We start from the raw sequence: 14,529 nt of genomic DNA, 5'->3' as shown, positions 1-14,529 counted from the left end.
GTTACGAATCGATTAATTTTTCACGACGCTGCGGCATTTTGCTTTTTTCATGGCAGCGCGGGAATTTTTCACTTGCTATCAAGATTTGCGCTGCCAAGATGCACAACTCGCCGGCACTTGCCCGGCGTGGTTTCAGTGCCATCTGACACTCCGGCGGGGTGATGCGGCGGGCACGCGACGGGAGCTTTTATAGTATGATCGGACTCGTGCTTGTCACGCACGGAAGGTTGGCCGAAGAGTTTTTACATGCTGTCGAGCATGTAGTCGGGCCGCAAGACAATTTCGAGACCATTTGCATCGGTGCCGAAGACGATATGGAACAGCGTCGGCGGGATATCGTTGACGCGGTGGAGCGTGCCGATAATGGCAGAGGGGTCATCATTTTGACCGATATGTTCGGCGGTACGCCGTCCAATCTCGCCATTTCAGTCATGAAGGAAGGCAAGGTTGAGGTCATCGCAGGTGTCAATCTGCCGATGCTCATCAAGCTGTCCAGCGTCCGCATCGGGGGCGACATCAAGACAGCTCTGCGCGAGGCGCAGGACGCGGGCCGCAAATATATCAATGTTGCGAGCCAGGTCCTGACAGGAAAGTAGTTCATGCACTCCAGCGTGCCCGTTACCGGTGAATACGAACCCGAAACCGCAGTTTCCCGATCTTTCGAGATCGTCAACAAGCGTGGCCTGCACGCCCGCGCTTCGGCCAAGTTCGTGCAACTGGTTGATGGTTACAATGCGCACGTCCGCGTCAGCAAGGATGGCATGACCGTTGGCGGCACCTCGATCATGGGCCTTATGATGCTTGCCGCTTCACCGGGCTGCTGCATTGATGTCAGCGCCTCAGGCGAACAGGCTGCTGCCGTTCTTGATGCGCTTCAAGCGCTTATCGCCGATAAATTCGGCGAAGAATGCTGAACCGCAGGCGCGTGTCTCCACGAACGTTTGATTGCAGGCCAATTCGCGCTGAGTATAGTCTTTTTAGAAATGTTCATATGCAGGTATAAAGATTTCTTTATATCGCGTTGTGCTTCTGGCTGCGATCTGCTAGTCAAGGCGGCAGCCGGAGCGCTTTCTCGCATGGAAAGCCGCCCCACATTGGAATGCAATTCCGGCCGCTGATTACACCTTTGTCCAGCCGGAACTGCCTCTTATTGGAGCACGCGATGACCGCAAGCCAAGATTTTATCGTCAAGGATCTTAGCCTGGCCGATTGGGGCCGCAAAGAACTCGACATCGCAGAAACCGAAATGCCGGGCCTGATGGCTGCCCGTGAGGAATTCGGCAACTCGCAGCCGCTTAAGGGCGCGCGTATTTCCGGGTCGCTGCATATGACGATCCAGACTGCGGTTCTGATCGAAACGCTGCAGGCGCTTGGCGCACAGGTCCGCTGGGCTTCCTGCAACATTTTCTCGACACAGGATCATGCCGCCGCTGCGATTGCCGCAACCGGCACGCCGGTTTTCGCCATCAAGGGCGAAACGCTTGAAGAATACTGGACTTATACCGACAAGATCTTCCAATGGCCGGACGGCGAGCCGTCCAACATGATTCTCGACGATGGCGGCGACGCTACGATGTACATTCTCATCGGTGCACGCGCCGAAGCGGGCGAGGATGTCTTGTCGAACCCGGGTTCGGAAGAAGAGGAAGTGCTTTTTGCCCAGATCAAGAAGCGCATGGCTGCAACGCCGGGCTTCTTCACCCGCCAGCGGGATGCCATCAAGGGTGTGACGGAAGAAACCACTACTGGCGTCAACCGTCTCTACCAGTTGCAGAAGAAGGGCCTCCTGCCCTTCCCCGCGATTAACGTCAATGACAGCGTCACCAAGTCGAAATTCGACAACAAGTATGGCTGCAAGGAATCGCTCGTCGACGGTATTCGCCGTGGCACGGATGTCATGATGGCTGGCAAGGTTGCTGTCGTGTGCGGTTATGGCGATGTCGGCAAAGGCTCCGCCCAATCGCTCGCCGGTGCAGGCGCGCGCGTGAAGGTGACGGAAGTCGATCCGATCTGCGCGCTACAGGCTGCAATGGACGGTTTCGAGGTCGTGACGCTCGACGATGCCGCTTCCACCGCTGATATTATCGTGACCACGACCGGCAACAAGGACGTGATTACCATCGACCATATGCGCAAGTTCAAGGACATGGCGATCGTCGGCAATATCGGTCACTTCGACAATGAAATTCAGGTGGCAGCACTTCGCAACCTGAAATGGACCAATGTGAAGCCGCAGGTCGATCTGATCGAATTCCCGGACGGCAAGCGTATCATCTTGCTTTCCGAAGGCCGCCTGCTCAATCTGGGCAATGCAACGGGCCATCCGAGCTTCGTCATGTCGGCTTCGTTCACCAATCAGGTTCTGGGCCAGATTGAGCTCTTTACCCGTACCGACGCTTACAAGAACGAAGTCTATGTGTTGCCAAAGCATCTCGACGAGAAGGTCGCGCGCCTGCATCTCGACAAGCTCGGCGCCAAGCTGACTGTGCTTTCCGACGAACAGGCTGCTTATATCGGCGTCACTCCACAGGGCCCGTTCAAGTCGGAACACTACAGGTATTAACCGCGCGTTAAGTATTGCACTACATGTTGAGATCGGGCGGTTGACAAGCTGCCCGGTCTTTCTTTTTGCGTGCAAGATGCTTCACGTGGATTCGCCGGAAGGGTATTGTGTAGGCGAATCAAGGTGTTTGAGCGGGTGTTTGCGTTGCGCGTTTTTTGCCGGTTGTGGCGGGAAGCGAGAGGACGATTTATCCCCTAAACACCTGAAACGGTTTGGCTATCGCGCACTGTGGCGGCGTGCGTATGTCAGATTCTGATGTGTATTGAAGTGTTTTAATACGGCCAGTCTGCCTTTTTGGCGGTTTTCATGGCCCGGTGGCGGAGAAAAGGACAACATGCCAGAGTTCGGCGCAACGGGGATTTTGCGGAATGTTTCCGCAATCGTTACTGGCAGGCAATGGCGTCCTGCCGCCCATGTTGCAAAGCCGTTCGCATGGCTTGCCCCGAAAAAAGCCCTGATGAAGGCTTCCGTTTCTCTTGCAACGCTTTTCACTGCCGTGCCCGCTTTTGCGCAAGGTACGGAATCGGCGCGAATCGCGTTGCCCTTCGGGGGCGGCAGCATCGGCGCTTTCGAGGTTATCCAGTTCTCCATGTTTCTTGGCGTTATGGGCGCGGCGCTTCTTTCTGCCGGCTGGCTGATTCGCGAACGGTCGCGTGTTGCCGCGGAAAACAAGGAACTGCGTTCCAAATTCGCCGATCTCAATCTTGTCGCCCAGCGCAATGAAGCCCTGCTTAACCTCAAGGATCAGCGCATTGTGGTCTGGGACGGCCACAATACGCGCGCTGAAGTCGTCGGACTGCTGCCAGACGAAAGCGCTGCCCCGCAGGATCGTTCGGTTTTTCTGGCTTTTGGCCGCTGGTTGCGCCCGCAATCGGTGGTGGCACTTGAGCGCGCTATTGGATTGCTGCGCGAACAGGCGCGGTCTTTCGACCTCACCGTTGAAACGATCAACGGAACCCTGCTCGACGTGCGCGGGCGCACATCGGGCGGCTTCGCCGTCGCGCGTTTCCTTAGCCTGCAAGGTGTGCAGGCCGAACGCGCGGCATTGCAGGCGCAGAATCGTGAATTTTCGGAGCGTATAGAGCTTTTCCGCCGTCTTCTTGATCGGATCGACCAGCCGGTCTGGGCACGAGATGCTGCTGGCCGCGTCGAATGGGTCAACGCCGCCTACGCGCAGGCGGTTGATATGGCCGATGCAAGCCAGGTCATTTCCGAGGGGCGTGAGCTTTTCGGCGCGCACGCGCGTCAGCGCCTAGAGCGCGACCGTTTTGCCGAGCCTGTCCTGCAGGAACAATTGACGGCAGTCGTGCATGGGGACCGCCGCATTTTCAACGTGACAGATGTGAGTGCCGAATCGGGTTCCGTCGGCCTTGGCTTCGATCTGACCGAAGTGCAGACGGTGCGGGACGAACTGAACCGCACAATGAAGAGCCATGCCGAAACGCTTGATCAGCTTTCGACCGCTGTGGCGATCTTCGATCCCGAGATGAAGCTTCAGTTCTTTAATCAGGCTTTTGCCAAGCTTTGGTCGCTTGACACGGCTTGGCTGGAGTCGCAGCCGAGCAACACGCTGATCCTTGACCGACTTCGTTCGGAAGGCAAGCTGCCTGAACAGCCGGAATGGCGCAAATGGAAGGATTCGGTACTTTCTGCCTATCGCGCTGTCGAGCCGCAGGAACATATGTGGCATTTGCCGGATACGCGGACGATGCGCGTTGTCGCAAACCCCCATCCGCAAGGTGGCGTGACTTGGTTCTTCGAGAACATGACAGAAAAGTTCGAACTCGAAGGCCGATACAACACGCTCATCAAGGTGCAGGGCGAAACACTTGATCATCTGGCGGAAGCAGTAGCTGTGTTCGGCTCCGATGGTCGCATCCGGCTTTCCAACCCCTCATTCGCTGATCTCTGGGCGCTGCCGATGCCGCTCATTGTTGAAGGCACACATATTTCGTCAATTGCCAGAATCTGCGGTGAGCGTGGCGGCAACGGGTTGTGGGATGATTTTGTCTCCACTGTCACCGGCTTCCTGGACAAACGCGACGGACGCATGGGGCAGGTGGAACTGGATGATGGAACAATTCTTTCCTTCGCCGTGGTGCCGCTGCCGAAGGGCCAGACCATGCTGACGTTCATTGACGTCACCGACACGGTGCGCGTCGAACGGGCGCTCAAGGAGAAGAACGAGGCGCTGGAGCTGGCAGACCAGATCAAGAACGATTTCGTCCAGCACGTTTCCTACGAGTTGCGTTCGCCGCTGACCAATATCATCGGCTTCACCGAGTTGTTGCAGACACCCGCTTTCGGATCACTGAATGAGCGTCAGATCGAATATCTTGATCATATCAGCACCTCGTCATCGGTATTGCTGACCATCGTCAATGATATTCTCGATCTCGCAACGGTCGATGCCGGCATCATGGAACTCGAGGTCGGTGAAGTTTCTGTCGTAGAAGCGATTTCCGCTGCGGCCTCCCGTGTCGGCGAGCGCATGCGCGACCACGATATCGGACTCGACATCGACATTGCCGACGACGTGGATGTGTTCAAGGCCGATGCGAACCGCGTCCGCCAGGTGCTTTTCAACCTTCTGTCCAATGCTACCAACTATGCGCCGGAAGGTTCCAGCATACGGCTGCAGGTGATGCGCGAGGGGGCGGAAGTCGTCTTTGCCGTTCACGATGACGGCCCCGGCATGCCCGGAGAAGTGCTCGACACGGTTTTCAAGCGCTTCCAGTCCTACCCAAATGGCGGTCGCCGCCGTGGCGCAGGACTGGGACTCGCCATCGTCAAGAGCTTTGTCGAACTGCATGGCGGGTCGGTCGATATCGATACGGGGTCCGGTCGTGGAACAACGGTGATTTGCCGTTTTCCCTCGGAAACACGCAGCTTCCGCGTCGCCGCCGAATAAGGTAAAGGGTGCCCATGAGCGCCTCACAATCCAGCATCAGCTATTTCTTGCCCGACGAAGCTGCAACGCAGCGTTTCGGCGAGGATTTCGCCCTCGCCTTGCAGAAGGGCGATCTTGTCACGCTTTCCGGTGATCTGGGAGCAGGAAAATCCTCGCTTGCCCGCGCAATCATTCGCGCAATCGCTGACGATGAGAGGCTAGACGTTCCGAGTCCCACCTTCACGCTGGTGCAAAGCTATGAGGCCTTGCGCATTCCCGTTGCGCATGCCGATCTTTATCGTATTTCGCACGGCGAAGAATTGGATGAGCTGGGGCTGTTGGAGTTTCTGGAGGACGGTGTGGTTTTGGCCGAATGGCCGGAGCAGGGCGAAGAATTTCTGCCTGAACCGTCTTTCGCCGTCACGTTGAGCCATGAAGGGGCAGGACGGCGTATCGTGGTGTCCGGGCCGTTGGCTGCAGTCCAACGGCTTGAACGAAGCCATGCGATCCGAGCGTTTCTGGACCTCCATGGCCGTTCCGGCGCAACGCGCCGCTATTTGCAAGGCGATGCATCACCCCGCAAATATGAGACGGTACGTACGGCTGTTCATGGCGTCGAGATTGTGATGAATGCGCCGCAGATGCCCTATGACCCTCCATTACGCGACGGAAAATCCTATCGGCAGATTGCGCATCTTGCGGAAAACATCCTTGCCTTTGTCGCGATCAATGCGCTTCTGGACCACCATGGTTTTCGCGTGCCGCAGATGCGTGCCGTCGATCTTGATGCCGGTTTTCTCATCCTCGAGAATCTCGGAACCGAGAGCGTACGTGCAGCTTCCGGTGAACCTGTTGCGGAACGCTACGAAGCTGCCGCGCGCTTTCTGGCGCATCTGCATGGCGTTGGCTGGCCCGATCATGCGCCGGTGACTGGACATCCAGACCATATCATCGCCGGTTTTGACCGTGATGCAATGATGATCGAGGTCAGCCTGATCGGCCAGTGGTATGCGCCGCTGATGATGGGCAGGCAACTTACAGACGCAGAAAAGCAAGCTTACGAAGCCGCATGGGACCACGTGATCGCCGACATTACCGATGTTGAGAAGAGCCTGCTCTTGCGCGACTATCATTCGCCTAATCTGTTCTGGTTCCCGAAGGCGGAAGGCAAGGACAAGATCGGTGTCATCGATTTTCAGGATGCGATGATTGGACCGGCAGCCTATGACGTGGCTTCGCTGGCGCTCGACGCGCGTGTGACGATTTCGCCGGAACTGGAAAAAGCTGTGGTAACGGCCTATTGCGATGAACGTCGTGCACTCGGACATGCGTTCGACGAAGCCTTGTTCCGCAAGGCCTATGCAGCGATGGGCGCACAGCGCAACGCCAAGCTGCTCGGCCTTTTCGTGCGGCTGGATGAGCGTGATGGTAAGCCGGATTACCTAAAACACCTGCCACGCATTCATGACTATCTCGGGCGTGTGCTGAAGCATCCGGTCATGGGGCCTGTGGCGACATGGTTTGAGGAACTGGGATTGATGCAGCAGGAAGAGGCCGCGCAATGAAAATGCCTGAAATGGCCCCAAAGATGGCTATGGTTCTTGCCGCCGGACTCGGCAAGCGCATGCGTCCCATAACCGAAACCATTCCAAAGCCGCTAGTCAAGGTGGCGGGCAAGCCTTTGATCGATTGGGGGCTCGATGCAGCGGCGCAGGCAGGGATCGGCACGGCAATCGTCAATGTACACTATTTAGCCGACCAACTGGAAGAGCATCTGTGTCATCGCAACGATCTCAATGTTGTGATTTCGGACGAACGCGAAATGCTGCTCGATTCCGCTGGCGGTATTGTGAAGGCGCTGCCGCTGCTCGGAGCAGAGCCGTTTTTTGTTCTGAATGCCGACACATTTTGGGTCGGAGACGAGAAGGCCCCCAATCTGTCGGCGCTTGCCGAGGCCTGGGACGCGGAGCGGATGGATATTCTCCTGATGACAGCGCGTCGCGATCAGGAAACGGGTTACGAGGGCAAGGGCGATTTCGTTGTCGATGAGAAGGGGCACCTGCGCCGCGCTCGGGATATCTCCGGCGAGCCGGTAATCTATGCGGGCGCAGGGATCATCCATCCCCGTATCTTCGATCGTGCGGAGCCAGGTGCGTCCTCGCTCAACCGCTATTTCGATGAAGCGATTGCAGCGGGTCGCCTTTATGGTATGCCAATGATCGGACACTGGCTGACCGTCGGCACGCCGGATGCAATAGGCGAGGCGGAGGCAGTGCTGACAACATTGGCATGAGGGAGGCGAACGGCATGAGCGCACGACAACCCAGAGATGGGAAACAGCGCTTGTTTTCAATTCCTCCCGGCACGCCGTTTTTGCCTGCTTTTGCCAAGGCGCTTCTGGAAGGTCGGCTGGTCGAGGGCTTTCCCGGCAATCCGTCCGATCCGCTGGCATTGGCGAATGCAACCATCTATGTCCCGACGCGCCGTGCTGCGCGCGCTTTACGGTCCATTTTGGTTGATATGAATCCGGCTAAAGCATTCCCAGTAAAAGTGGGAACCGGCTTTGCGTACGGAAATACGTCGGAAAAAAAGAGTGCAATCCTGCCGACCATTCGCCCTCTCGGCGATGTCGATGAAGATGCCGCTTTCTTCAATGCAGGTTCGTCGGGGGTCTTTGAAGTCAATCCACCTATCGGTACGGTGGAGCGGCTTTTGCTTCTGGCGCGGTTGATCCGTCCCTGGCGGGAATCACTGCCTTCCCATGTGCGCGCGCTGTTCGGCGTCGATGATGTTTCTGTTCCGGCAACGACTGCTGATGCGATCTGGCTCGCCCGCGATCTGGCTGGGTTGATGGATCAGGTCGAAACCGACGGGGCGAAGTGGAGCGAGCTTGGGGGTATTGCTCCGGAAGACCTTGCCGACTGGTGGCAGGTCACGCTCGGCTTTCTCAACATCGTCACCAATCTTTGGCCGGATATCCTGGCGGAACGCAGGCTTTCAAATCCCGCTGCGTATCGTAACGATCTCATCTGGAGCGAAGTAAAGCGCCTGCGCGCCCATCCGCCCGCCGGGCCGGTTATCGTGGCGGGGTCCACCGGCTCCATACCGGCGACTGCCGAGCTTATTTCCGCTATTGCGGATTTGCCGAACGGCGCGGTGGTGCTGCCGGGGCTGGACCGCGATCTGGATGATGCAGCCTGGCAGATGCTGGCATCGGCAACCGACAATCCGTCGACCTTCGGTCATCCGCAATTCGGATTGCGCAAGCTCCTTGATGCGATGCAGACATTGCGTGCGGACGTGGAGCATCTGGACGATATGCCGGCTTCCAAACGCCTGCGCGAGCGGGTAGTCAGCGAAGCCCTTCGCCCGGCGGAAACGACCGACGCATGGGGGAATCTTGCACGTGATCCCGATATGCAGCCGTCTGCATTGCGACATGCGGCGCAGACAATCGACCTGATTGAGACCGCCAATGAACGGGAAGAGGCGCTTACTGTGGCTCTCGTCTTGCGCGATGCGATCAATGATGAAGGCAAAACAGCGGCGCTTGTTACCGCTGATCGCAATCTGGCGCGGCGTGTGGTCGGCGAACTTGCCCGATTCGGCATAGACGCCGACGATTCCGGCGGGCGGCATCTGCGCGATGTCGAGACCACGACATTGCTGCGACTGCTGGTCGAGACGGTCTTTAACCCGGGCGATCCGGTTGCATTGCTGGCGCTGGTCAAGCATCCGTTGCTGCGGCTGGAGGCCCCACGCATTGAACGACGCCTTGCCGCTGAAACCCTGGAACTCATCGCCTTTCGCGGTGGCACGGGCCGTGCCTCTGTGCTTGACCTCCCAGCATTTTTCGAGCGGCGGCTGGAGGAAAGCGCCAACCAGCCATGGCAACCGGCATGGCATGACACGGTTACGCCGGACATGATCGCCGCTGCCCGAAATCTTTGCGAAAGCCTGTCTAACGCAGTGACACCATTGGTGCCTTTCGTCATCGCCGGACGCAGGACCGAGATCGGTGAAATCGCGCGCGCTACGGTCGAAGCATTGGAAAATCTGGCCCGGAATGAAAAAGCCAGCATCGCGCCTTTCTATTCCGGCGAACGCGGTGAGCAGCTCGCCGCCTTTCTGCGCGGTCTCGTTTCAAGCGAAGCCGGGCTCGACTTTGAAGCTTCGGAATGGCCGGCCGTGCTCGATGCGCTGATGGCGGGCGAGACGGTCAAACCCCATCCGGGCGGTCATCCGCGCCTCTTCATCTGGGGTGCGCTGGAAGCGCGCCTGCAAACCATGGATACGGTGGTGATCGGGGGACTCAACGAAGGGAGCTGGCCTGCACGCACCCGCAACGACCCGTTCATGTCACGCCCGATGAAGTCGATGATTGCGCTCGATCCGCCCGAACGCCGCACCGGTCTTGCTGCACACGACTTTCAGATGGCGCTCGGTATGGATCATGTTGTGCTGACGCGCTCGCAGCGTTCCGATAATGCCCCGACCGTTCCTTCCCGCTGGCTACAGCGGCTTGAAACGGTGCTGGGCGCTGATGTGACCGCCGAAATGCGCAGGCGCGGGGCGCGTTTTGTCCAGTGGTCACGTGAAATCGATCAAGCGCCCGATGTGCCTTTCGTCAAGCGCCCGGAGCCAGCGCCGCCGGTTCTCGCGCGCCCGAAGCATTTTTCGGTGACGGAAATTGAAACGCTGCGTCGTGATCCCTATGCGATCTTCGCCAAGAAGATACTGAAGTTGCGGCCGCTGGAGCCATTGATCCGTGATCCGGCTGCTGCCGAGCGCGGCACTTTGTTCCACGACATTCTGGGGCATTTCACGCAAGAGGCCATCGATCCGCTGGCACCCGACGCCGCAGAGCGATTGATGGAACTGGGGCGTATCCTTTTCGCCGACATGGATTTGCCGACGGAAATCGAGGCCGTATGGTGGCCGCGCTTCACGGCGCTCATCCCGCAATTCCTGGCTTGGGAAGGGGAACGTGCTTATAATGTCCAAACCCGCTTTGCGGAGATTTCCTCCGACAAACGCGAGGTCGATGGGCTTGGCATCACGCTTTCCGGCCGTGCTGACCGCATTGACCTTATGCGAGATGGAACAGCGGAGATCATTGATTACAAGACAGGATCGACACCATCCCCCAAACAGGCACATGTGCTGTTGTCACCGCAACTGGCGCTGGAGGCTGCACTTCTCGTGCGCGGTGCATTCCGAGAGCTTGGTTCGGTTCGTGCGTCTGATCTGACCTATGTGCGCCTCAAGGCGGGCGGCGAGGTAAAGCCAGAGTCGATCCTCAAGATCGGTCGACCGCCATCAGAGAAAACAGCACCCGCACTTGGCGAGGAATCCTGGCAGCGGCTGGCGCAATTGCTGGCCGAATATCAGAAGCCGGAAAAAGGGTATCTTTCTCGTGCGCTGCCGTTTCGCGAGACAGACTTAACCGGAGATTACGATCATCTGGCCCGGGTGCTGGAATGGTCAGCCGGAGGCGATGCCGGCGGGGAGAGCAGCGAATGAAGAAAGTTCCATTCATCCCCGGCGAAACGCTGCGCGCACAGGCGACGGCAGCCGATCCCGCTGCTTCCGTGTGGGTTTCCGCCAACGCCGGCTCTGGCAAGACGCATGTTTTGACTGAACGTGTTATCCGCCTGTTGCTTGAAGGCACGGACCCGTCGAAGATTCTCTGCCTTACCTATACGAAGGCGGCGGCGGCGGTGATGCAGAACCGCGTGTTTATCCGGCTTTCCGAATGGGCGGTCTTGCCTGACGAGGAACTGGCCGAACGTCTGAAATCGCTGGAAGGTCGCAGACCGGGCGATGCGCGCCTTGCAGCGGCGAGGCGGCTGTTCGCGCGTGCGCTGGAGACACCGGGCGGGCTTAAAATCCAGACCATCCATGCTTTCTGCGAGGCGATCCTGCACCAGTTCCCGCTTGAGGCGAACATTGCTGGTCATTTCGAGATGATGGATGACCTGATGCAGGCAGCCCTTGTCGGCGAAGCGCGGCGACAGTTGCTCGAAGCCGCGCATGGCGGCGGCGATATTGAGCTGGTGGCTGCCTTTGCCGATGTTCTGCAGGCATCGGGGGAGATGGGGCTGCAATCGCTTCTCGATGAGGCCGTAAGCAGGCGCAACGGCTTGCAGACCTACATCGCCGAACTGGGCGTGGCGGCGCATCGCAGCGAAGCTCTGCACCGGGCTTTTCATTTCGATCCGCAAACCAGCGAAGACGATCTTCTAGCGGACCTCTGGCCGCTACCGGAATTTTCAGACGATGCGCTCGATCTCATCATGTCGATTCAGAAGGGGGCGTCACGCGCACAGGATTTCGCGTTGCAGCTCCGACGCTTTGAAAAAGTGGCCAACCAGAGAGACCGCGAAGCCGTCTTGCGCGCAGCGTTCCTTAAAAGCACGGGCGACCCGAAATCCGGTTCCTATGTTGGCTCGGCGGCGGTCAAGAAGCTTCTGCCGGATTTCGAAGAGGATTTTGACGCGGCGGCGGCGCGTGTTGAACAAGGCCTTGACCGGCTGAAGGAACTGCGCCTCGTGCGGCTCAATCTGGCCGCGTTGACTTTGATCGATTATCTGCTGCAACGCTATCACGACCTGAAACGCCAGCGCGGCCTTCTCGATTTCGAGGATCTCATCACCCGCACGGTGGCGTTGCTTGCCCGCAACGGGGCGGGACAATGGGTCCAGTACAAGCTCGATCGCGGCATCGACCACATTCTGGTCGACGAAGCGCAGGATACCAGCCCCGACCAGTGGCAGGTGATCCGCATGCTGTCGGAAGAGTTTTTCTCCGGCCTCGGACAGCGCAATATCAGCCGCACACTTTTTGCCGTCGGCGACGAAAAACAGTCGATCTATTCGTTTCAGGGCGCAGTGCCCGAGGATTTTGCGGCGCAAGGGCGCTCGGTCAGTCTTCGTGCAGAAAATGCGGAGCTGAAGTTCGAGCGGGTAAGCCTCAATTTTTCGTTCAGGTCTGCGCCCGATGTCTTGCAGGCGGTGGACGAAGTGTTTGCAAGGCCGGAAGCCAATCGCGGCCTTGCGGGTGCGACAGTTCATGAAGCCATTCGTTCCGATGCGCCGGGCGAGGTGGAAATTTGGGACATGTTGACGCCGGAGGAGGTGGAGGAGCCTGACGACTGGCGTGAGCCGGTCGATCATCTGGCTGCACCAGCTGTCCGGCTGGCGGAACAGATCGCAGCCACCATTCGCCGTTGGCTGGATAGTGGCGAACCCATTCCGGGCCAGAACCGGCGGATTAAGCCGCGTGACATCATGGTTCTGGTGCGAAAGCGCGACCAGTTCATGCCTGCGCTGTCGCGGGCGCTCAAAAACCTGTCCGTTCCGGTGGCCGGTGCAGACCGTCTGCGGCTCACCAGCCATATCGCCATTCAGGACCTGATGGCACTCGGTCGTTTCGTGCTTCAGCCTTCGGATGATCTTTCGCTGGCATCGGTACTGAAAAGCCCACTATTCGGCTGGGATGACGACCAGCTCTTCGAGCTTGCATATCCGCGAGGCGCAAGCCTCACGCTGTTCGAGCGGCTTTATCAGATCTCGCGTGACGATGCTGCGCTGGCGGAGGTGCACAAGACCTTGAGCCGCTGGCGCAACATGGCCGACACGATGCCGGTGTTCGAATTTTATGCGCGGATATTGAGTGCGGATGGTGCACGGCGAAAACTTCTGGCGAGGTTGGGGCCGGAGGCGGGGGATATTATCGACGAATTCCAGAACTATGCGCTTTCCGCCGAGCGAGCCGGTCTGCCCGGCCTGCAAGCCTTTCTTGAAACGCTGGAAGCGGCATCGCCGGAAATCAAGCGCGAACTGGATCAGGGCCGCAACGAAGTTCGTATCATGACCGTCCACGCTGCCAAGGGGTTGGAAGGAGCGGTGGTGTTTCTCGTTGATCCGGGAAGCGCTGTGTGGACCGGCAGTCGTGCGCCAAAGCTCATTCCTTTTGATCTTTCGAACGATAACCCGGTGAAGGGCTATCTTTGGCAACCGAACGCCAGTTACCAGACCGGGTTCACGACAGCGCAGATCGAGAAGCTGAAGACGCGGGCGGAGGAAGAATACCGCCGGTTGCTTTATGTCGGCATGACGCGGGCGGAAGATCGCCTGATCATCTGTGGCTATCGCGGCGCGCGCGAAAGCGGCGAGACATGGCACCGCCTTGTAGAGGATGCACTGGCCAGTAGGGCCGAGACGTTTGTGCATCCTGTTCTGAATGTTGCCGCAAGGCGTTATCGCAATACACCGCGAGGAATGCTTCAGATTGCCGAGCAGGATAGAGCCGAAGACCATACGCTGCCAGAACTTCCAGACGAGTATAGAAAGCCGATAAAGCCGGAAATCGGGTTACCGCGGCCGCTCGCGCCGTCCGGCGCTTCCGCGCTGATTGAGGCGGACGAAGAGCCGCCGCTCGATACGTCTTCACCGGTTCTGCGGCCGGACAATGGGACGCCAGCCTTTGCGCTGCGACGCGGCACGGCGATCCATATGCTGCTGCAATATCTGCCGGATATACCGCAAGATGGGCGTGAAACGCTGGCGCGCAACTATCTTGATCGGATCGCTTCCGACTGGCCGGAAACGGAGCGCTTGATAGCCTGGCAAAGTGTGCGGACCATTCTGGACGATCCGACCTATGCACCCGTCTTTGCCGAGGGCTCGCGTGGGGAAGTGGCCATCATGGGTACGATTGAGCTTGGAGGCCGCGATCATGCCGTGTCCGGTCAGATAGATCGTATCAGCGTGAGCGAGGACCGTGTCCTGATCGTAGACTACAAGACCAATCGACCGCCGCCGAAAGCCATCGAGGCAGTTCCTTTCGCCTATCGGGCGCAGCTTGCGCTTTATCGCGAATTGCTGGCCCCACTCTATCCGGGACGAATTGTCGAAACGGCGCTTCTGTTCACCGAGGGCCCGTTTTTGATGCCCATGCCCGATAGCGTTCTGGATGAAGCGCTGCAGTCTCTGAAAGACTCTCAAGGAAAGGTGACGAACCAGAACTTGACGGATGGCAGCAGACACGCCACATGATATAGCGAGTAAAGAGC

The 14,529-nt window shown here is 58.4% G+C and carries 9 protein-coding genes; 8 read left to right on the top strand and 1 reads right to left on the bottom strand.

Features of this window, described 5'->3' with window-relative positions:
• Position 1: 1 nt before the first annotated feature.
• On the bottom strand, positions 2-142 hold the full coding sequence (locus FJQ48_RS22325; RefSeq protein ID WP_180350158.1) for a hypothetical protein: 141 nt from the start codon (positions 140-142) through the stop codon (positions 2-4).
• A gap of 52 nt (positions 143-194) precedes the next feature.
• Here FJQ48_RS22325 and FJQ48_RS08235 point away from each other — a divergent pair, with 52 nt between their 5' ends.
• The 8 genes from FJQ48_RS08235 to addA all read left to right on the top strand — a co-directional run bounded on the left by FJQ48_RS08235 (position 195) and on the right by addA (position 14,512).
• Entirely contained in the window at positions 195-596 is a 402-nt protein-coding gene (locus tag FJQ48_RS08235) for a PTS sugar transporter subunit IIA (protein WP_139974704.1), read from the top strand.
• A gap of 3 nt (positions 597-599) precedes the next feature.
• Complete coding sequence (locus tag FJQ48_RS08230) at positions 600-914, top strand: HPr family phosphocarrier protein (RefSeq protein ID WP_139974703.1); 315 nt, start codon at positions 600-602, stop codon at positions 912-914.
• A gap of 248 nt (positions 915-1,162) precedes the next feature.
• Positions 1,163-2,563: an adenosylhomocysteinase gene (gene ahcY, locus FJQ48_RS08225; RefSeq protein ID WP_139974702.1), complete on the top strand. Its 1,401-nt coding sequence runs from the start codon at positions 1,163-1,165 to the stop codon at positions 2,561-2,563.
• Positions 2,564-3,020: 457 nt separating this feature from the next.
• Positions 3,021-5,474, top strand: a complete 2,454-nt coding sequence (locus FJQ48_RS08220) for a PAS domain-containing sensor histidine kinase (RefSeq protein ID WP_247870336.1) — start codon at positions 3,021-3,023, stop codon at positions 5,472-5,474.
• Between the two features lie 14 nt (positions 5,475-5,488).
• Entirely contained in the window at positions 5,489-7,018 is a 1,530-nt protein-coding gene (gene tsaE / locus FJQ48_RS08215) for a tRNA (adenosine(37)-N6)-threonylcarbamoyltransferase complex ATPase subunit type 1 TsaE (RefSeq protein WP_139974700.1), read from the top strand.
• A complete protein-coding gene (locus FJQ48_RS08210) occupies positions 7,015-7,746 on the top strand; it encodes a nucleotidyltransferase family protein (protein WP_139974699.1) in 732 nt (243 codons plus the stop codon). Before tsaE ends, FJQ48_RS08210 begins: the two co-directional genes overlap by 4 nt.
• 14 nt (positions 7,747-7,760) lie before the next feature.
• Entirely contained in the window at positions 7,761-10,976 is a 3,216-nt protein-coding gene (gene addB / locus FJQ48_RS08205; RefSeq protein ID WP_139974698.1) for a double-strand break repair protein AddB, read from the top strand.
• Complete coding sequence (gene addA / locus FJQ48_RS08200; RefSeq protein WP_139974697.1) at positions 10,973-14,512, top strand: double-strand break repair helicase AddA; 3,540 nt, start codon at positions 10,973-10,975, stop codon at positions 14,510-14,512. Before addB ends, addA begins: the two co-directional genes overlap by 4 nt.
• Positions 14,513-14,529 lie beyond the last annotated feature (17 nt).

It is taken from the genome of Ochrobactrum sp. CGA5, assembly GCF_006345815.1.
Classification (GTDB): domain Bacteria; phylum Pseudomonadota; class Alphaproteobacteria; order Rhizobiales; family Rhizobiaceae; genus Brucella.
This window is presented reverse-complemented; position numbering and strand designations above follow the sequence as displayed.

Excerpts from the sequence above, each read along its gene's own strand:
- addB (WP_139974698.1), top strand. The coding sequence starts at position 7,761 with ATGAGCGCACGACAACCCAGAGATGGGAAACAGCGCTTGTTTTCAATT.
- FJQ48_RS08210 (WP_139974699.1), top strand. The coding sequence starts at position 7,015 with ATGAAAATGCCTGAAATGGCCCCAAAGATGGCTATGGTTCTTGCCGCC.
- FJQ48_RS08235 (WP_139974704.1), top strand. The coding sequence starts at position 195 with ATGATCGGACTCGTGCTTGTCACGCACGGAAGGTTGGCCGAAGAGTTT.
- FJQ48_RS08230 (WP_139974703.1), top strand. The coding sequence starts at position 600 with ATGCACTCCAGCGTGCCCGTTACCGGTGAATACGAACCCGAAACCGCA.
- FJQ48_RS08220 (WP_247870336.1), top strand. The coding sequence starts at position 3,021 with ATGAAGGCTTCCGTTTCTCTTGCAACGCTTTTCACTGCCGTGCCCGCT.
- addA (WP_139974697.1), top strand. The coding sequence starts at position 10,973 with ATGAAGAAAGTTCCATTCATCCCCGGCGAAACGCTGCGCGCACAGGCG.
- tsaE (WP_139974700.1), top strand. The coding sequence starts at position 5,489 with ATGAGCGCCTCACAATCCAGCATCAGCTATTTCTTGCCCGACGAAGCT.
- ahcY (WP_139974702.1), top strand. The coding sequence starts at position 1,163 with ATGACCGCAAGCCAAGATTTTATCGTCAAGGATCTTAGCCTGGCCGAT.
- FJQ48_RS22325 (WP_180350158.1), bottom strand. The coding sequence starts at position 142 with ATGGCACTGAAACCACGCCGGGCAAGTGCCGGCGAGTTGTGCATCTTG.